The 18906-nt window shown below is 62.3% G+C and carries 15 protein-coding genes; 7 read left to right on the forward strand and 8 right to left on the reverse strand.

The features are described 5' to 3' along the window. Nucleotides 1–72 precede the first annotated feature (72 nt). Both E4T66_RS01355 and E4T66_RS01360 read right to left on the reverse strand, forming a co-directional pair. Entirely contained in the window at nucleotides 73–219 is a 147-nt protein-coding gene (locus E4T66_RS01355; protein WP_136847106.1) for a DUF3149 domain-containing protein, read from the reverse strand. Nucleotides 220–337: 118 nt separating this feature from the next. Next, nucleotides 338–1816 carry a WS/DGAT/MGAT family O-acyltransferase gene (locus E4T66_RS01360; protein ID WP_136847107.1) on the reverse strand — a complete coding sequence of 493 codons (1479 nt, stop codon included), beginning with the start codon at nucleotides 1814–1816 and terminating at the stop codon, nucleotides 338–340. Between the two features lie 324 nt (nucleotides 1817–2140). Here E4T66_RS01360 and E4T66_RS01365 point away from each other — a divergent pair, with 324 nt between their 5' ends. From E4T66_RS01365 to E4T66_RS01380, 4 genes are all read left to right on the forward strand, one after another. After that, nucleotides 2141–4021 carry a DUF1302 domain-containing protein gene (locus E4T66_RS01365; protein WP_169577423.1) on the forward strand — a complete coding sequence of 627 codons (1881 nt, stop codon included), beginning with the start codon at nucleotides 2141–2143 and terminating at the stop codon, nucleotides 4019–4021. Nucleotides 4022–4155: 134 nt separating this feature from the next. Then, nucleotides 4156–6066 carry a DUF1302 domain-containing protein gene (locus tag E4T66_RS01370; protein ID WP_136847109.1) on the forward strand — a complete coding sequence of 637 codons (1911 nt, stop codon included), beginning with the start codon at nucleotides 4156–4158 and terminating at the stop codon, nucleotides 6064–6066. A gap of 44 nt (nucleotides 6067–6110) precedes the next feature. After that, nucleotides 6111–7097 carry a flavin reductase gene (locus tag E4T66_RS01375; protein WP_136847110.1) on the forward strand — a complete coding sequence of 329 codons (987 nt, stop codon included), beginning with the start codon at nucleotides 6111–6113 and terminating at the stop codon, nucleotides 7095–7097. 159 nt (nucleotides 7098–7256) lie between these two features. Next, complete coding sequence (locus E4T66_RS01380) at nucleotides 7257–9971, forward strand: TonB-dependent receptor (RefSeq protein WP_282706980.1); 2715 nt, start codon at nucleotides 7257–7259, stop codon at nucleotides 9969–9971. Between the two features lie 21 nt (nucleotides 9972–9992). Here the strand turns inward: E4T66_RS01380 and E4T66_RS21505 are convergent, their stop codons facing one another. The 6 genes from E4T66_RS21505 to E4T66_RS01415 form a co-directional block, all read right to left on the reverse strand. After that, nucleotides 9993–10370, reverse strand: coding sequence for a DUF6455 family protein (locus E4T66_RS21505; RefSeq protein WP_211242703.1), 378 nt, complete (start codon nucleotides 10368–10370; stop codon nucleotides 9993–9995). A gap of 187 nt (nucleotides 10371–10557) precedes the next feature. Continuing rightward, a complete protein-coding gene (locus tag E4T66_RS01395; RefSeq protein WP_136847113.1) occupies nucleotides 10558–11349 on the reverse strand; it encodes an SDR family oxidoreductase in 792 nt (263 codons plus the stop codon). Between the two features lie 28 nt (nucleotides 11350–11377). Then, nucleotides 11378–12550 carry a sulfotransferase family protein gene (locus tag E4T66_RS01400; protein ID WP_136847114.1) on the reverse strand — a complete coding sequence of 391 codons (1173 nt, stop codon included), beginning with the start codon at nucleotides 12548–12550 and terminating at the stop codon, nucleotides 11378–11380. Continuing rightward, nucleotides 12547–13680, reverse strand: a complete 1134-nt coding sequence (locus E4T66_RS01405; protein WP_136847115.1) for a DUF1214 domain-containing protein — start codon at nucleotides 13678–13680, stop codon at nucleotides 12547–12549. Before E4T66_RS01405 ends, E4T66_RS01400 begins: the two co-directional genes overlap by 4 nt. A 109-nt stretch (nucleotides 13681–13789) precedes the next feature. After that, the gene (locus E4T66_RS01410; RefSeq protein WP_136847116.1) at nucleotides 13790–14731 is read right to left on the reverse strand and encodes a response regulator; all 942 of its coding nucleotides are present in this window, start codon (nucleotides 14729–14731) and stop codon (nucleotides 13790–13792) included. Nucleotides 14732–14739: 8 nt separating this feature from the next. Next, entirely contained in the window at nucleotides 14740–16569 is a 1830-nt protein-coding gene (locus E4T66_RS01415; RefSeq protein WP_169577424.1) for a DAHL domain-containing protein, read from the reverse strand. A 256-nt stretch (nucleotides 16570–16825) separates the two neighbouring features. Here E4T66_RS01415 and E4T66_RS01420 point away from each other — a divergent pair, with 256 nt between their 5' ends. The 3 genes from E4T66_RS01420 to E4T66_RS01430 all read left to right on the forward strand — a co-directional run bounded on the left by E4T66_RS01420 (nucleotide 16826) and on the right by E4T66_RS01430 (nucleotide 18905). Beyond that, the gene (locus E4T66_RS01420) at nucleotides 16826–17323 is read left to right on the forward strand and encodes a nuclear transport factor 2 family protein (RefSeq protein WP_136847118.1); all 498 of its coding nucleotides are present in this window, start codon (nucleotides 16826–16828) and stop codon (nucleotides 17321–17323) included. 118 nt (nucleotides 17324–17441) lie between these two features. Then, nucleotides 17442–18041, forward strand: coding sequence for a TIGR00645 family protein (locus E4T66_RS01425; RefSeq protein WP_136847119.1), 600 nt, complete (start codon nucleotides 17442–17444; stop codon nucleotides 18039–18041). Nucleotides 18042–18116: 75 nt separating this feature from the next. Continuing rightward, nucleotides 18117–18905, forward strand: a complete 789-nt coding sequence (locus tag E4T66_RS01430; protein ID WP_136847120.1) for a DUF1295 domain-containing protein — start codon at nucleotides 18117–18119, stop codon at nucleotides 18903–18905. The last annotated feature ends 1 nt before the right edge of the window (nucleotide 18906 follow it).

Consider the following 18906-nt stretch of genomic DNA (forward strand, 5'->3'; position numbering starts at 1 on the left):
TTTGTTATGCCGCGCAGTATAGTCAGGCGCTGCGCGACCAGTCGTGAGTGCGGAAGAAGCCGCGAGTCTGCGTCAGCGCTTGGCTGCAGCCGCCTCGTCTTCGCGAATCTTTCGACGGACGAAACCGTTGATATAGAAGCCCATGACGATGACGAATGCGATGACGCCTGCGCTCATCAATCCGACGTCGGACGTGAACAGGTCGTGTACCAGTTTCATGACACCCTCCTTGGCTGTGCGGCCGCAATCATCTGAGCACATTTCGCTGCAGCAATCACCGGCGAGCACCGTCGGCGCGCCTGAGCAATGATCTGCATCAACCGCGACGGCATAACGCTCAGCGGGCGCTGTGGCCGGTCCCGCGGGGTGCTGTCTTGGTCGCCTTCTTGGCTTTCTTTGCCGGTGCCGACTTGCGTGCCGCTTTCTTGGTCGCCGCCGGGGGGGCAATGCCGACGGCCTGCTCCAGCTCGGTCAGGGCGTCGCTGGTATAGACCGCCAGGCGTTGCAGTCGCGGGATGGCATCACGACATCCCAGGAAGCCGACCGCAACCTTGTCGGCGTATCCAACCAGGGTGATGTTGAGCGCATAGCCATCGAACAGGAATGACACCGGATACATCGCTTCGAGTTCGGCGCCCATCAGGTACATCGGTTTCTTCGACAGGACGACGTTCGACAGCACGAAGTTGAAGATCGGCGGCAGCTTCGGCAATGCGCCGGTCATCTGCCCGAGGATCAGCGGCGACATGCCGATCAAGGCGAACTGCGACAGCGCGATCGGCGACATCTCCGAGAGCTCTTCCTTGGCGCGCACGCTGATGCGATGAATGCGTGCAAGGCGCTCGGCGGGATCGGCCATTTCGGTGCCGAGCGCACAGACGAATCCGGCGACGGCATTGCCGGCCTTGCCGTCGGGCCGGGCCAGACCCATCGGCACCGAAGCCAGCAGCGAGCGCTCAGGCAGTGCGCCGTGCTCGAGCAGATAGCGACGAATCGCACCGCCGCAGATGGCCATCAGCACGTCATTGGTCGAGGTGCGGGCCTTTTCACCGATCGCCTTGATTCTGGACAGATCGAGGATCTGCGTGCCCAGGCGCCGCTGCTGCGTGATCGGAACATTGAACAGGCTGCGTGGTGTGGTCAATGCGGCGCGCGTCTGCGCGTCCTCGCCTTTGCTCATCTTCACCAGCGCGCGCGCCAGGTCCGGTAGCGAGCGGACCTGCTCGCCGGCGAGCTTGACCGGCTGCTTGAGTCGATTCAGAAACGCCTGCTTCTTGCTTGTCGCTGCGTGTTCTGGCGGCTTGGCGGCGAGCACCCACGGACCTTCGGCGCTGGTCTCGTTGGGGTCATGCGACAGCCAGCGCTGCACCATGCGCATCGCGCCCATGCCGTCGATTGCGCAGTGGTGAGCCTTGAAGTAGATCGCAAAGCGATGGTTCTCCAAACCTTCGATGATGTGGCACTCCCACAGCGGGCGCGACAGATCGAGCGGATGCGAATGCAGGCGTGCGACCAGGATGCCCAGCTCACGTTCGCCGCCGGGAAACGGCAGCGCGGAGTGACGCAGGTGGTAGTCCATGTCGACTTCGGTCTCGACCCAGGCCGGCGCAAGCCCTGACAAGCGCGTGTGCGCGAGCTTGCAGTCGAACGGCTTGGGCATGAACGGATGTTCGCGCATCTGCGCCAGCAACCGCTGCAGAAAGTCGCGAGGCGCATGTTCCGGCAGCTTGAATGTCATCATTGCGCCGACATGCATCGGCGTATTGATCGACTCCATGCGCAGAAATGCCGCGTCGATCGGACTCAGGTAATTCATTTTATTTTGTCTCCTCCCACAGGTGATTTTCCCTGCGTCTGTGCGCATACGTTGCCCGAAAACCCAGGGCATCGCCACAGTGCCGTGCGGGACCAGAGTTGGCGTCACCCCACCGGAGTAGGAAAGGGCTTACTGCATGAGGCGACGATTGGGCAGTGTTTGCGGCAGCAGTTTCGTCAATTCGGGTGATGCCCGAGCATGTACCTCTTCTTAACATCCCAAGCAGAACACCCCCAACGATGAGGAGACGCGATGGCTGCCCTCAGCCAGACTCGCGAAAGGATGCTTGTGGCTTGCAATCAAGGCTTGATCCGGAGAGCGTCCGTGGCGGCTGTGTTGGCGCTGCTGGCGTCGGGCAGCGCGCATGCGGGATCGTTCGACCTGTTCGGGCTCGACGGGTCGTATCAAGTGCAGGCCACCTACGCCTACGCGGTGCGCACCGAAAAGCCGCATAGCGGCATCATCGATACGCCGCCCAGCGACGAGATTCCGATTCCGGACTACATAAAGTTCAACGAGTCCAACAACTACGACGACGGCGATCGCAATTTCAAGCGGGGCGCGGTGGTCAACAACCGCCTGAGCATGATCGGCGAGCTGCAGCTGGAAAAAGACGAGTACGGCATCCTGGTACGTGGCGATACCTTCTACGATCAGGTCTATCACCGCGCCAATGACAACAACTCGCCAGACACGATCAATCGCACCAACGGCGATCCGCAATATCCGTTCGAAGGCACTGTCAATGAATTCAGCGATGCCGCGCGCTACTACAGCGGTGGACGTTCGCGGTTGCTCGACGCCTATGCCTACGGGTCGTGGTATCTGGGTGACAGTTCGGCGCTGAATCTCCGTGTCGGCAGGCACATCGCGGCGTGGGGCGAGAGCCTGTTCTTCTCGGGGGTCGCGCTGGCCCAGTCGCCGGCGGATGCCACCAAGGCTTCGGTGCCGGGTGCCGATGTCAAAAGCATTCTGCTGCCGGTCAACCAGATCTCGATGCAGCTGGCGGTCAACGACAAGCTGACCCTGCTGGGGCAGTACAAGCTCGAGTTCAAACCGGTCGAACTCAATCCGGTCGGTGAATATTTCTCGGTGTCGGATGTGGTCGGTCCCGGCGCGCAGTTCATCTGGGGGATCGAGAATCCGCTGTATCTGGCCAACTTCTCCGATCTGAACCTGCTGTCGTCTGACGTGCCGGAGGCGGTGCAGCTGGTCGTGGATCTGCTGGCGCCGGATCTTCCGACGGGTCAGCTGACACAGCTGCTGGGCGATGTGCTCAGCCGCCTCGATCCGCTGTTGCCGGATGTGACCTTGCCGCTGGACGCGATCAATCAGCCGAATGCACCGCATTACATCAACGTGGTGCGCGAGGCGGACAAGCGGCCCAGCGATTTTGGTCAGTGGGGTCTGGGGCTGAAGTACCGCCTTACGTGGGAGACCACGCTGGGTCTGTACCAGCTGCGCTATCACAACACCACGCCGGCGCCGGTGCAGAACTACGGCTACGCCGTGCTGCTGCCGGGTGTCGGCGGTCTGCCGGATTTGACCACGCAGGCTTTGGGCCTGCAGGTGCCGGTGACCTACAACATCCGCTACTTCGACGGCATCGATCTGAGTGCGCTGAGCTTCTCGACCACGCTGTTCGGAATGAACATCGGCGGTGAAGCCATCTTCCGCGACGGCGTCGACATTCTGGTCGACGTTGACGGCGGGTTGCTGGGGCCGGTGCCGACACCGACCCGCGGCCGTGTCACGCAGGGTCTGCTGTCGAGCCTGTACACCACCGGACCCAAGCTGTTCTGGGACGCGTTGACCCTGGTGACCGAGGTGGGCTATGTCCATGTGCTCGATGTCGATCAGGCCTGCGGCCCCACCAATTGCTCGAAGGACCTGACCTATTCGCGAGATGCGTGGGGTTATTCGATCCTCGGCCTGATCGATCGCAAGAACGTGTTCAGCGGCTGGGATCTGCAGATTCCGGTGACCTACGCTGCGATTGGCAGCGGTCACTCTTCGCTGATCTCCGGGCTGGGATCGCTGATGGGGGAAGGCGACCGGCGCACCAGCATCGGCTTCAACTTCACCCGGCTGCAGAGCCTGCAGGTGGGCATCAGCTACAACGTCTTCCTGGGCAAGCCTGATTTTACCGACCGACCTTACGCGGACCGCGACTACGTGGCATTTACCCTCAAATACAACCTGTAATTTGTTCCGCCCAAGGGGCCGGAAAGCCATGCCTGAAGCACCCCTAGTCAGTTCGGGTGAGGCTCGCGGTCGCAACTCCCACTACGTTTTCGGATGCGGGATACCGATAACGATAGAGATGGAGGAGACACACCATGGCGGGCGTGCGGGGGATAGCTTTGAATTGCGGTCGTGCTTTTGGGGGGCGTGCATGGCACGCGCGCGCCGCTGTTGGACTGTCGCTGATCGCGGCAACGCCGATCGTTGCGCAGGCAGGTTCGATGGATCTGCCGTTCGATATTGATGCGGACTACAAGGTGACCACGACGTATGCGCTCGCGGTGCGCACACAGGATCAGGCGCAGGCGCTGATCAATGGGCCAGTTGATCCGTTTCAGTCGGAAGTCTTTCCTCCGGGTGGGGGCGACGTGCGCCTTGTGGGCTTTTCGCACACCGGCTTACCGACCACGATCAACCTCGACGACGGCGATCGCAACTTCGATCGCTGGGCGCCGATCAACAACCGGCTCAGTGCGTTCTGGCAGCTGAACCTGCACAAGGACAACTACGGGTTTCTCGCCAGCGGCTCAGGCTTCTATGACTGGGTGTTTCACCAGACCAACGACAATGATTCGCCGGACACGGTCAACAAGACCACTGGCGATAACAACGAATTCACCGAGGGCGCCAAGTACTACAACGGCGAGCGCTCGCGCATGCTCGAGGCCTATGCCTACGCGGACTTCTATCTGACCGATTCGATCGCAATGAACGTCCGTCTGGGCAAGCATCTGGTGGCCTGGGGCGAAAGTCTGTTCTTCCCCGGCATCGTCAGTGCGCAGGCGCCCAATGACGCGACCAAGGCTTTTGTGCCAGGTGCCGAGATCAAGGAGATCCTGCTGCCGGTCAACCAGGTCTCATTCCAGCTGGCCCTGGGCTACAAGCTGTCGCTGCTGGGCTATTACCAGTTTGATTACCAGCCGACGGAAGTGTTTCCGGTGGGTGATTTCTTCTCGGTGGCGGATGTGGTGGGCCCCGGGGCTGAATTCGCGTACGGATCGGGCAATCCGGCCTACGCCGAAGAGTGCCCCGGACTGCTGAGTGTGCCGGGTGTTGCGGACTTCAGCTTCCTGTGTACCTTGGGCAACGGTGTCGGCGGGACCGTGCTGAACGCGCCGCGGACAATCAACGTACCGCGCGAAGCCGACATCCGTCCGGATAGCGAGGGCCAGTGGGGAGTTGGCTTGAAGAGCCAGATCACCACGGACACCAGCATCGGTGCCTACTATCTGCGCTATCACAACCACAATCCGACGGTGAACCTGAACTTCGGCTTTGCCGAAATCGGCTACATCGGTGATACCCCGGTCACCACCGGCGTGATCAACCAGGCGGTTCCGGTCAGCTACAACATCAAGTATTTCGGCGACATCGAAATGATGGCGATGAGCTACTCGACGACCTTGCTGGGTTTGAATGTCGCGGGTGAGTTCATCTATCGCGATGGCGTCGATGTATCTGCGGCCGCGGATATCTCCGGCGTATTGAGCCCGGTGTTCACCCGTGCCAATACCTATCAGGCGAATATTTCCAGCCTGTACGTGTCGAATCCGAAGTTTCTCTTCTATGACGAATTCGTCATTGTCAGCGAAGCCGCGTATCTGTACGTCGACAAGGTTGATCCGATCCCCGAGTTCAACGGGCAGGTTCCGCGTGGCGATGGCACCGAGTTGTTCTACGACCGCAACGCCTGGGCCTATCAGCTGCTGATGCTGCCCAAGGGCCGCAACGTGCTGCCGGGCTGGGATATCGGTACGCCAATCGCGTTTGCGCACGCCGCCAATGGATACGCTTCGACCGCCGGAACCTTCGGCGCCCTGTTTGGCGAGGGCGACAAGCGCATCGGGCTGAGCGTGACCGCGCAGTATCTGCAGAATCTGGAATTGGCCGTGAGCTACAACTGGTTCCTCGGCAATCCGCGCGCCACGATGCGTGACAGTCCGATTCCGACGAACCCGGTCGCAGACCGCGACTACGTCAGTCTGTCGATCAAATACAACCTGTAAGGCCATTCACTCGCCACCCGGCGAACTGCAACGATCCCAAAAGCATGAGCAACCGTTCCACTCCCGAGTCGTTTGATCCCATGGAGTTCCGCAAGGCGCTCGGGAGCTTTGCCACCGGGGTAACGATCATCACCACGCGCGCGGCGGATGGCACCCCTTTGGGGCTGACCGCCAACAGCTTCAATTCGGTGTCGCTCGATCCGCCGCTGGTGCTGTGGAGTCTGGCCAACAATGCCGGGAGCTTCGACGCTTTCCGCAGCGCCGAGCATTGGGCGGTGCACGTGCTCGGATCGGATCAGGAAGATCTTTCCGGCCGTTTCGCGCGTCGCGGCGAGGACAAGTTTTCGGGACTGGATACCGAGGAGGGTCTCGGCGGCGTGCCGCTGCTGCGCGGTTGTGCGGCGCGTTTCGAATGCCGGACGGCGTCGCAGTACCAGGGGGGCGATCATCTGATCTTCATCGGCGAAGTCCTGCGTTTCGCACGCGACGAAGCAGCGCCGCTGGTTTTTCACGGCGGCAAGTATGCCCATGCCACACGCCGCGACCCGCCCGGGCAAAAGCCGCGCAGCGCGCATCTGGCAGGCAGTTTCGGCGAGGACTTCCTGGGCTATCTGCTGGGGCGTAGTCATTTCCGCTTCTTTGCGCAGATTCGTCCCTTCCTGGAAAAGGAAGGTCTGGACGACATGGAGTTCTATGTCCTGTCCACGTTGACACTACGGCCGTTGCTGACGGAAGGCCAGATTGCCGAAGGCATGGCGGGAGTGCTCGACGAGCGGCGGCTGCGCGCGGTCGATGGTCTGGTCGAACGGGGATTCGCGCGCCGCACTCCGGAGGGTTTTGAATTGACCGACAGTGGTCGCGAAGCCGCGATCCGGTTGATTTCAGCGGCCAAGGCGGTCGAGTCCCAAGTACTCGAGCGCCTCGGTACCGCGGATGCGGCCATTCTCAAAACCACGCTGAACCGGCTGCTCGGTGTTGTCGACGAACGCGGTGCGGATGTGCTCTGGGCAAAGGATACGCAGGTGGGCTAGGGGGCAGTCCATGGTGCGCACTAACGCGTGCTTGTTCTAAGCGGCAGGTCTCAAGAAGGGCGTCATTGATCAGATGAGGGCAAGCGTGCGCGACTCGCGCACGCTTATTTGACGCGAGCGCCATCGTAGCGCCGCGCGAGAGATGCTGGAGAGAGAACAATGAAGCTGGCTCAACACGCGCTGTTCGTGGCGTTGGCTGCCGTCGTGCATACGCCGGTCTCGGCGCAGGATGATCTGGATTTTCTGTGGCAGGACAGCGATGCCACGGCGGCGCAGGGGGACGCGACGCAGGGAGGCAAACCGAACGAATCCGTGCAGTCGCAGGATGATTCGGCACCGGTACAAGCCGCGGCTGAGTCATCCAGCGCGCCTGACGCTGGCGACGCCGCGATGCCGGACGCGCCTGAAGTCTATGCCGCTGTCATTCCGGTGCCGCAGGCAGAGCCCGAAGTGGCTGAACCGGTGCACAAGCCGGAACGTGGGCGACAGCTCGAAGAGATCATCGTTACCGCACAGAAGAAGGCGTCGTCGCTGCAGGACACGCCGATTTCGATTGAAGCCTTCGGCTCCGAGAAGATGGAGTTGCGCGGCATTGGAGGGCTCGAGGATCTGGGCTCGAATGTGCCGAGCATGGTGGTTGAGCCGCACCCGCTGTCGAACACGACCCTGCGCATCACCATTCGCGGCGTCGGCATCACTGACTCGCAGGTCACGCAAGACCCTGCGGTGGGCATTTACATCGACGGCGTCTATCTCGCGCGCTCGGTGGGTCTGGCACTGGACCTTGCCGACATCGAACGCATGGAAGTGCTGCGGGGTCCGCAGGGCGTGCTGTACGGACGCAACTCCACCGGCGGGGCGGTGAACATCATCACCAAGCGGCCCGACCCGTCAGCGTTCAGCATGAATCACAAGATCACCATCGGCGAACGCAACCTGTGGGTTGGCAAGAGCTCGTTCAACGTGCCGCTATCGGATGAGCTGGCGGTGAAATTTGCGTTTCTGGCGCGGACCAGCGACGGCTTCGTCGACAACACCGGCGAGGGCGAGGACTTCGGTGATCGCAAGGCCTTGGGGCTGCGTTTCGACACGCGCTGGCTGCCGACGGATTCACTGACTGTCGACTATGGTTACGACTACACCGATCTGGAGTATGTGAACTACATGTTCCAGGGCGTGCTGCTGCCTGAGACCAATCACGGTCTGGCGGAGTACTTCAAGCCCTATGCGGTTGCCAATTCCGTGTACTCGCGTCACCGCCTGGATGCGCTGGCTTCCGGTGCGCCGATGGAGGCGTCCACTGCCAAGGTCAGCGGCCATACACTGACTTTGGCGCAGCAGTTCGATGGTTTCGAGCTGAAGTACATCGGGGCCTACCGCAAGCTCGAGGATTCGCAGTATCCCGATCTCAGCGGTGGTGGCGGCGACACCGGGTATCGCATTGATCTCAACGTCTACGACAGCGCAGCAGCGCGCATGGTCAACAACGGCGAACCGACGCCCCTGGTGATTCCCACCACGTTCCAGTCCCAGTGGTCGCACGAGCTGCAGCTCAGCGGCAGCCTCTGGGATGATCGCCTGAGCTATATCGCCGGGCTTTACTACTTCACCGAGGAGGGCGGCGAGGATGGTGGACCGATACATCACATCCAGAGCGCAACAATCGATCCTCAGCAGGCCGATGTCGTTCTCGGCCTGCTACCGGCGGAACTGCGCGGTCAGCTGCAGGACAATGTGTTGCCGCGACTGTCTGCCTACTGGGACTACCTCTACGGCATCGAGAACGAGGCCTACGCGGCCTATAGTCAGCTCAGCTTCCGGCCGCAGCTGTTCGACCGCCGCCTGAATTTCACCATCGGCCTGCGTGCATCGCATGACAAGCGTTACGCGATCAAGGACTTCATCCAGCGCCAGTACGTCGAAGTGCGCTTGGCCGATGCGAGTCTGGCCGCGGTTCCGGTGCCGTCCGCAGCGGTCGGTGGGCCGGATGACTTTGTCGGCGTCGAGGCCCACAGTGAATACGACGATTTTTCGCCGTCGGCGAACATCCAGTTCGACATCACCGACATGGCGACGACGTACCTGTCGTATTCCACGGCGTACAAGAGCGGCGGCTTCAATCTGCGCGATCCGCAGATCTCGGGCGACTCGGGGGCGGCGTCTGATGGGACCAACTACGGGTTCGGATTTGTCGAGGGGTTCAAGCCGGAGCGCGTGAAGTCCTGGGAGCTCGGGTTGAAGAGCGAGTGGCTGCAGCGTGCGTTGCGCCTCAATGCCGCAGCGTTCTACAGCGACTACAGCGACATGCAGACCAACTTCATGATCTCCGGCACGATCTCCGATACCAAGGCGCGCAACGCCGGCAAGGCACGGATGACCGGTCTCGAGCTCGAAGGCGCGTTTATTCCAGCCGAGAATCTGATGCTCGGCTTCCAGTACGCCTATCTGGATGCCGAGGTGTTGGAAGTCATCGACATCAACGGCAACAACGTTGCCAATCTTTATCCCTTCATCGCAGCGCCGCCGCACTCCGGTGTGCTGTTTGCCGACTGGACCGTCGCTCGACTCGGCTGGGGCGATCTGCGCGCGTATGCGAGCTGGAATTACATCGGTGATCGCACCGGCTTCGTCATTACTGAGGCGCGGCGCGGCCTCACCGCGATTGACGGTTACGGGATGCTCAACGCGCGGCTGATGGCCAACGGCATCCGCTTCGGCAACAAGGGTTCGCTGGACGTCGCGTTGTGGGGCAAGAACCTGCTCGACAAGGAATACGAGCTGACTGCGATCGACAACCTGCCGCAGGCTGACCGTGCGGTGATCTGGGGTGATCCGCGCACCATCGGCATTGATCTGATCTATCGCTACGAGTAGTCCGCGGCAGCGGTTGACTGCTCAGCGCAAATGAAGGGCGCGCAGGATCGCATCGCGATTCAGGCAGAACGATGGCGGCGTGCTCGCTGCGCGACGGCTTTCGGGGCGGTCGCAGCGGCCGGAAAACGGACAGCGCAGGCAGTTGGCCACCGCAGACTCGATTTGTGCGCCGGGCGTTGCGGCCAGAAATGTCCAGACATCAATTCTGCGATTGCGCAGCATTTCACCCAGCGGTGATCCCAGCAGCCAGGACACCCCTGGTTCTTGCTGCGATGGACTTGTGGATTGCCGTCGTGCGCGCGCGCCTGTGCGCGGCGATGACCAGGATCCGAAGGCCAGATACAGCATGGCTGCCGCGACCAGCAACATCAGCCCGAAAAACAGCGTCATCGTCTGCATGGGTGCGCCCCTTGTCCCTTTTGGTCCCCAGCCGAGCTGCGTCATTTCCCAAAACGACGACATCGGCTCAGACGCCATTCAAGCAGGCGCGCATGCAAAAACGGCCACCGGGTTCACCGGCGGCCGTTCGGGCGGGACAGACGGTTGCGCCCCCGTCGTCGTCGCGCACTTCTTCAATGCATGCTGATCAGGGCATGTAGGCGCCGCCATTGGCGTCCAGCGCGGCACCGGTGACGGCGCTGGCGTAGTCCGAAACCAGGAACAATGCTGCGCGCGCGCATTCATCGTCCGTCGGAATTCGGCCCAGCGGGATGCCCGAGGCAATCTGCTGCTTGAGCTGCTCCTCGGGCACGCCGAGTTCGCCGGCCTGCCAGGTGACGTAACCCTGCACCGGGGCGCCCCACATCCAGCCCATGTGGACCGAGTTGACGCGGATGTTGTCGCCACCGACTTCCTTGGCCAGATACTTCACCGAGTTGGCCAGTGCGGCCTTGGAGGCTGCGTAGCCGGCCTCGCCCAGCGGTGGCACCTGACGTGCGGCCATGGTGTTGATCATCACGATTGCGCCGCCGCCCTGCTTTTTCATCTGCGGCAGAACGGACTGCGTCAGCTTCAGGGTGCCGAGCAGGTTGGTGCCGAGCACGGCGTTCCAGCTGTCGAGATCGGCGCTGGAGACATAGTCCATCGCGCCATGAAAGAACGCACTGTTGACCAGCGCGTCGATGCGGCCGAAACGCTCAGCGGTTTGCCCGGCCAGCGCTTCGCATTGCTGGCGGTCGGTGATGTCGGTGACGCATTTGAGCACCTGGGTGTTGCCGCCCAGTGCGCGGATGCGGGCTTCGGCCTCGTCCAGCTTCTCGGCGCTGCGCGCGGCGACCGCGACCGCCTTGGCGCCTTCGCGCGCGGCTTCAATGGCCAGCTTGATGCCGAGACCCGGTCCGATACCCGAAACGATGACCACTTTGTCCTGCAGCAGCATAGGATTCTCCTTCCAGTATCCGAATGGTTCAGCGCAGATAGGGTTCGACGTAGCGCGCGCGGTACTCGGCAAAATCACGTTTGATCTGCGCTTCGCTGAGGCCGTACTCCTGCATCGTGTATTCATGCGAGCCGCGGTCGTCGCGACGGTTGGCCTCCATCCAGCGGTGCATCGCGGCTTCGGTTTCCGGCGTCAGCGTCAGGCCGGCAAAGGCGTAGATCTCACGTACGATCTCGAACGGACGCTTGACCGTGTCGATGAACTGAACGTCGAAGAACTGATCCGGTGCCTGTTCGCGCACGGCCATCGTGTGCTTGAGGGCGCGCGCCATCAGCGCATTCCATTCCTCGCCGGCGGCTTCCTTGCGAGCATCGGCGCCGTAGATTGCCCACAGCGTATGCAGGAAGCTGGCGATCGACGGAATGGTGTCGATCGGATCGCGGTGGGTCTGGATCACCTTGACGCCGGGGAACAGCTCCAGCAGCAGGTGCATGCGCAGCAGATGGTGCGGCGCCTTCAGTACCCAGCGCTGGCCAACGATCCCGCGCTGGCGTTTCTGCCACTGCAGGAACTTCATCATCCGCTTCAGATAGGTATAGGCCGGGCGTTCGTCGGTCTGCGCCAGCCAATTCATGTAGCTGGGGATGTAGGCATAAGTGTTCATCGCGGCGATGAACGAATGCTCCATCAGCACGACTTCCTCGTCGGCCTGATCGGCATCCATCGGATGGATCGTCAGCAGCTTGGGCATCGCCTCGATCATGATCTTGACCTCGGCGCGGGCCTGGCCGATGCGCTGCTCGGGATCTTGCAGCGATTCCCCGGCGAACGGCACCGGGTAGCGTGTTTCCCACCACTGCATCGAGTAGAACTGCGGATCGCAGGCCAGAATGCGCTGCAGCAGAGTCGTGCCGGTGCGCGGCAGGCCGACGATGACCAGTGGCGCTTCGATCACCTCGTCTTCGATCTCGGGATGACGGCGATACCAGTCTTCAATGCCGAGCCGGTTGCTCAACAGCTCGATGAACTTCTGGTGCAGCAGTCCGCGTCCGAAGTCGGAGAGATTGGCGTCGGATTCCAGTGCGCTGCAGAACTTTTCCAGGCCTTCGAGAAATGCCGGGTCGCCGAAGTCGTTGAGCCCGGTCTTGTCGCGGGCTTCCTGCATCAGGGCTGCGGGTTCGAATCGCGCGGGTGTGCTCATGCGGCGAGTGCCTTGGTCGAGAGGGTTTGTTCGAGATCGTTCAGCTTGATGATCTGGGTGAGTGGGTCGACCTGAACGTCGGCCCCCACCCAGCGCAGGCACATCGTGCCGCTGTCATGGCCGGCTGTCTGCAGCCAGTTCGGATGTCCCGGGTCGGTATGCGCCAGCACCATCGTGACGCCGCCGTCGGTGTCGAGGCGGGCGGAGTGCTGGTTCAGGCAGATGCGGTGATACCGGTAATCCAGCGATTCCATCCAGTAGTTGTTGATCTGCAGATTCCAGAAGCGGCATTCCGGGACCCGCGGCACATGGATGACCAGCGCTTCATCCGGCGCCAGGCGCCAGTGCGAGTGGTAGTAGACGATGTTCGGATCGCCGCCGACCGACTGGCACAGTGCTTGATCCGACGGTGGCAACGCATTGCTGTGCGGCAGATAGCTCTGTGCCCAGTTGGCGAACAGGCGTGCGGTGCCTTCGACGAAGTCTGCGGTGCGCGTCAGGCCGGTCATCAGGCGTTCGGTCGACAGGGGCTGTGGCGCAGCGTCGCTACCCAGGCGCGCGATGCTCATTTGCGCCGGACGCTCGGCTTTGCGGTCAAGAAAGGTCTGGCGCACGATCACTGCGTTGGATTCGGGTTCAAGGCGAACCCAGTTGCGCGGCCGTGGGGTCTGGCTCAGCACGACCTCAAAGTTGCCGTCGGCATCAAGCTCGAGGTCGCGGGCATCAAGGAAACCAGTCTGTTCCATCTTGCCGTTGGTTTCGTAGCCGCCCTTCTGCGTGCCAAAGCTGAGATACGGCACCGTGCCGCGCTGGCCACGGATGATGTACTCGTTGCACCCGTTGAGGCGTCCCATCAGGTACAGATTGTCCGGGTTGTCGGCGCCGATCTTGCCGGTTTCGTGCGACGGCGCGAAGAAGCCCGGGAAGTCCGGATCGGCAAACTCCAGATGCATTTCCAGACCGATGCGCAGCAGGCGCGTCAGATAGCGATAGCCTTCGGCCCGATCCAGCGGGGTATCCGGCGCTTCGGCGCGCAGAATCTGCTGTCCGGCCTGTTTCAGGCGATCACAGAATGCTTCCCAGGCCTGGCCGCTGACAACGGCGTCGTCGATATCCTTGTTCTGGCTCATGCCGGTCTCCTCCCGTCTGCGCGGGTGCTGCGCCTTGAGTTAAGGTCATGACCTTAAGCAGGCCGTGCCGTCACCGCTTCATCTGTTTGCATGAGGGGGTTTTGGTGCCCTACATCAGTCGTTTGACGACGCTGCGCAACGAACGGATCCGATCCATCAAGCGGCCTGTCGTTGAGGCCGGGGCCGGTTCGGGTGCGGCGACGACCTCGTAGCGCTGCAGCAGTTGCGGCGCCTGACTCAGGCGCTGATGCTGACGCAACGCCGAGGACACCGTGATCTTGCACTGACTTTCGTGCAGCGGTTTGGTGATGAAGCGATAGATCTGTCCCTGATTGATCAAATCAATCGCTGTGCCGGCATCGGCACGCTCGGTCAGGATCACCGAGACCAGTTCGGGATGATGCTGTTTCAGCGTGCTGATCAGGCCGATCACCGCCTGGTCCTGTACACGTGTGTCCGACACGACGACGCCGATGCGCTCGCGTTCAAGCGTTGATACCGCATCGTCCATGCTGGTGGCGCTGAGCACGCGGATTGCGTCGCCGAGGATGGACTGGATCTGTGCCGGCACGCGGGGGTCGTCATCGACCACCAGAATGCCTGGCTCCGCGCCGAGCGAAGTCGGTGTGGTGTCGCCGGCGCGTGTGGCGTCGGCACTGGCGCGTGCCGCCGTCACCGCGCGAGCGACGGTCTGCGTCAGGTCTTCGTTCGACCACGGCTTGTTGACGAAGCGGAAGATCTCGCCTTCGTTGATCGAGCCGATGATTGCGTTCAGATCCGAATAGCCGGTCAGCAGGATGCGCATGGCATCCGGATTGAGTTCGCGTGCAGCGCGCAACAGTTCGATGCCAGTCATGCCTGGCATGCGCTGATCGCTGACGATGACGTCGACCGGGGTCGAGCGCAGAAAGTCCAGGGCCTTTGCGCCGCTTTCCGAAAAATGCAGCTCGTAGCGGTTGCGGAACAGCATGCGCATCGTCGTCAGCACACGCGGCTCATCGTCGACGAACAGAACGCGGGCGCGGGCAGTGGGTTCGGCGGTTTCGTTCATGCGCGGTCTCAGGCGGCGAGGGCTTCGGTGGCCGGCGGCGTTTCGGGACGCGCCTGCTTCAGCGGCAGATGAATCGCGAATTCGCTGCCCTTGCCGGGGGTCGAGCGCACATCAATGTGTCCGCCGTGGTCTTCGATGATGCGGAACACGATCGACAGTCCCAGTCCGGTGCCTTTACCCACCGGCTTGGTGGTGAAGAATGGTTCGAAGATGCGGGCGCGGACGTCCTCGGCCATGCCGCTGCCGGTATCCAGAATGCGGATCGCGACGCCGCGCGGGCCGGGCGCGGTATGGATGTACAGCTTGCCTTCGCCTTCGATGGCCTGCGCGGCGTTGTTGAACAGATTCAGGAAGACCTGGTTCAGCTGCGATGGCGAGCACTCGATGGCCGGCAGCTGGGCGTAGGACTTCACCACTTCGATGCGATGCTTGAGCTGGTTGTGGCAGATCTTCAGTGCTGCCTCGAGGCCGTCGTTGACGTCGAACAGATCCGTGCGCGAGCGGTCGACGCGGGAAAAGTCCTTGAGGCTGCCGACCAGATCGGAGATCTGTGCCAGGCCGTGATCGGTATCGCCGAGCAGGGTGTCGAGTTCATCCACCAGCTCGGAGGCGCCAATCGATTCGGCGATGCCCTGTGCGGCCGCAACGGACTGCGCGATGTCGTCGTCGCTGGCATCGTCCTGCGTCAGCAGATTCAATGCGCGGCTCTGCGCGTCGACCAGGCTGCGGATGTCGGCCAGCGAGGTGCGCACGATCTCGGCGTTGCTGCGCGCATAGCCCAGCGGTGTGTTGATCTCGTGGGCGACGCCGGCCACCATCTGGCCCAGCGATGCCATCTTCTCCGACTGGATCAGCTGCGCCTGTGATGCCTGCAGTTCCTTGAGCGCTGCCTGGAGGTCATGAGTGCGCGCATCGACTTGTTCCTCCAGATGTTCGTTGGCGTGCGACAGCTCTGCATTGGCGCGATCCAGGTCGCGATAGCTGCGACGCAGACGCAGGCCCAGCCACGCCAGTACCAGCAGCAGGATTGCCGCATAAGCGGCCAGCCACGATCGATACTGATTGGCGACCGCGACCTGCGTGCCGTGCCAGTCCATGTACGCCTGTTCGACCGCGTGCAGCTGCGGCGCGGTCGGGCGCGCCAGAAAGTTGCCCAGACGCCCGACCAGTTCCTGCTTGTCGGCAATGACGTCGGCACTGCGCGCACGCAGTGAACGCAGCGCACCAACGAATGCTTCCGACTGTCCGGGCGCGAGCGCGTCGAGCTGGGTCAGCAACGCATGAATGCGGTCTTCGTTGACCGGGGTCTGGACGACGCCAAAGGTGTTCACCTCGGTGCGGAGCTGACGCAGCAGGCCGGCGACCATGTCGTGCGTCGCCGTGTCTGCAGCCGCGAGCACCGCGTCAGCCATCACGGGCACCGCGTCGATGCCCGCGATCAGGCGCTGGTTGACCAGGATGTTGCGGGCCTCGAAATCGAAGGCGAGCTCGAATTTGGATTCGACGGTGTCGAGGAAGGTGTCGAGCGCCTGGTCCAGTGCAGGACTGAGTCCCCGCAGCGAGGTGGGGCCCTGCTCCAGCGCGTTGAGTGCGTCGCCCAGTTGCGCGGTGGTCGTTGCGCGGTCGTTGGTGACGTTGACCATGGTGCTGACGCCGACCTGTGTCACGGCGCGGTTCAGGCCCACATCGAGCGCATCGACGACGCGGATCTGATGGAGTCGCTGAAGATGCAATGTGTTGTCGACCGCCTGGGTGCGCTGCGCCAGAAACGCCAGCAGGCCGATCGCCCCTGCAGCCAGCAGCAGCGCCAGCGGGGGCAGCAGTTTGCGCCAAGTCATCTGTGGATCCCCATCCTTACGCACTGTGTTCGGACGGCCGTTCATTGACTGCCATCTCGCGACCTTCCGTGGTCTTTTCCCCCAGCAACTCGGAGGTTCCGTCGTGCGGACCTCTTCAGAAGACGAAATTAGCGCTGTGATCGGGCTGCGGCGTCATCTGTTTGCAGTAGCCGACATACGCCGAACGGGGGATTCGGTCGTCGTGGTGCTGCGGTCAACTGCAGCTCGAAGCTACAGACTGATCGGGGGAAATGACGTGGATATCAGCCGCATCGAAGCAAGACTGCAGGCGCTGGAAGACGCCGAGGCGATTCGTACACTGAAGGCGCGCTATCTGTTCAGCTGCGACCGCAAGGATACCGCCGGCATGCGCGCCTGCTTCGCCGATGGCGAGGTTCAGATCGACTACGGTGTCATCGGGACCTTCACGAGCGCTGACGCGCTGGTGCAGGTGTTCAGGGAAATCGGCTGCCATGACCATATGGTCGAGATGCATCACGGCGCCAACCCGCAGATTGAGGTGCTGGATGCCAGCCGGGCACGCGGGACCTGGAGTCTGCAGTACGGCTTGATCAACACACAGGCCGGGACCGTGACCCAGCTTGGCGGCTATTACGAAGACGAGTACCGCAAAATCGATGGCGCCTGGAAGATGACCGCCACGCGCTTCGTCGCCACTTCCACCTTGGTGCTGCAGTTGGGGGCGGACAAGGTGCAGAGCCTGTTTGCCGGGCGTCAGCCGCCGGTGGGCTGAGCGGTGCTGCGCGAATCGGGATAGCGTTGGGTGGCAAAGCGCCGGGTGTCACGCGGGCGAATGGGGAACTTCGCTAGAATCCCGCTCCGTTACCTCACATCATTCGAGTCGCCCATCCATGTCGCTGCAAACGCCGAAGTCGCTGGGTCCCCTGCCATCCGTCATTTTCTCATCGCGCTGGATGCAGCTGCCGCTGTATCTGGGCCTGATCGTGGCGCAGGCGGTCTACGTCATCCTGTTCGTCAAGGAGCTGTTGCACCTGACCCACGGCGCATTCGCGCTGGGCGAGCAGGAAGTCATGCTGATCGTGCTGGCGCTGATCGACGTGGTGATGATCTCGAACCTGCTGGTGATGGTCATCGTCGGCGGCTACGAGACCTTCGTCTCGCGGCTGGGGCTGGAAGGTCATCCGGATCAGCCGGAGTGGCTCAGTCACGTCAACGCCTCGGTGCTCAAGGTCAAACTGGCCATGGCGATCATCGGCATCTCGTCGATCCATCTGCTGAAGACCTTCATCGAGGCCGGCTCGATCGGGGGGCTGCCGCTGTGTGCAACCGTCGAGGCCGGGGTCAAGTGCACCACGATCACCGCCGAAGGCGTGATGTGGCAGACCATCATCCACCTGACCTTCATCGTCTCGGCGGTCGGAATTGCCTGGACCGACAAGCTGATGCAGTCGGCGACCACGCGTGCCAAAGGGGCCGCTGCCGCGCATTGACCCGGCGTTGCGCCGGCATTGCCCGGCGCAACCCGCTGCACTAGTCTCGGCGGACTTCCCGCGCGGATCCAGCAGATGACAACAATGACGCCGGCGCAGTGGTACGAGTGGACGCTGTGGGCGATCCTGCTGTCGTCGCCGGTCGTGTTTGGCGTGCTGATGCTGCTGCCCGCCGCCTACGGACGCCACAAGCAGGGACACAGCAAGTGGTGGGGGCCGGGCATCCCGACGCGCTGGTCCTGGGTCATCATGGAAGCGCCATCGTCACTGGGCTTCGCGGCAATCTTCTTCGCCGGCGCCCACGCGCTGCAGTGGGCGCCGCTGATTCTGTTCGCGATGTGGCAGGCGCACTACTTCCAGCGCAGTTTCATCTTTCCGTTCCGGATCAAGGTGCGGCCGGGCGATACCACACCGGTTTCAATTCCGGTGATCGCTGTCGTCACCAACCTGATGGTTTCGTTCCTGAATGCGGCGATTCTGTCGTGGGACGGCATCGGCCACGGCTATCCGGCAAGCTGGCTCACCGATCCGCGCTTCGTTATCGGCGCGTTGCTCTTCGTCGTCGGCTATCGCATCAACCGCAAGGCCGACGCGATGCTGGCCGCGCTGCGCAGGCCCGGCGAAACCGGCTACAAGATTCCGCGCGGCTGGTTGTACGAACGGATCAGCTGTCCGAACTACTTCGGCGAGTTCCTGATCTGGAGTGGATGGGCGATTGCGACATGGTCGTGGGGTGGCCTTGCGTTCCTGCTGTGGACACTGGCCAATCTGCTGCCACGCGCGCTGACCAATCACCGCTGGTATCGCGAAAAATTTCCCGACTATCCGGTGCAGCGCAAGGCCGTCATTCCATATCTGCTGTAGG

The sequence above is a fragment of the Sinimarinibacterium arenosum genome, from assembly GCF_005047655.1.
Taxonomy (GTDB): domain Bacteria; phylum Pseudomonadota; class Gammaproteobacteria; order Nevskiales; family Nevskiaceae; genus Solimonas.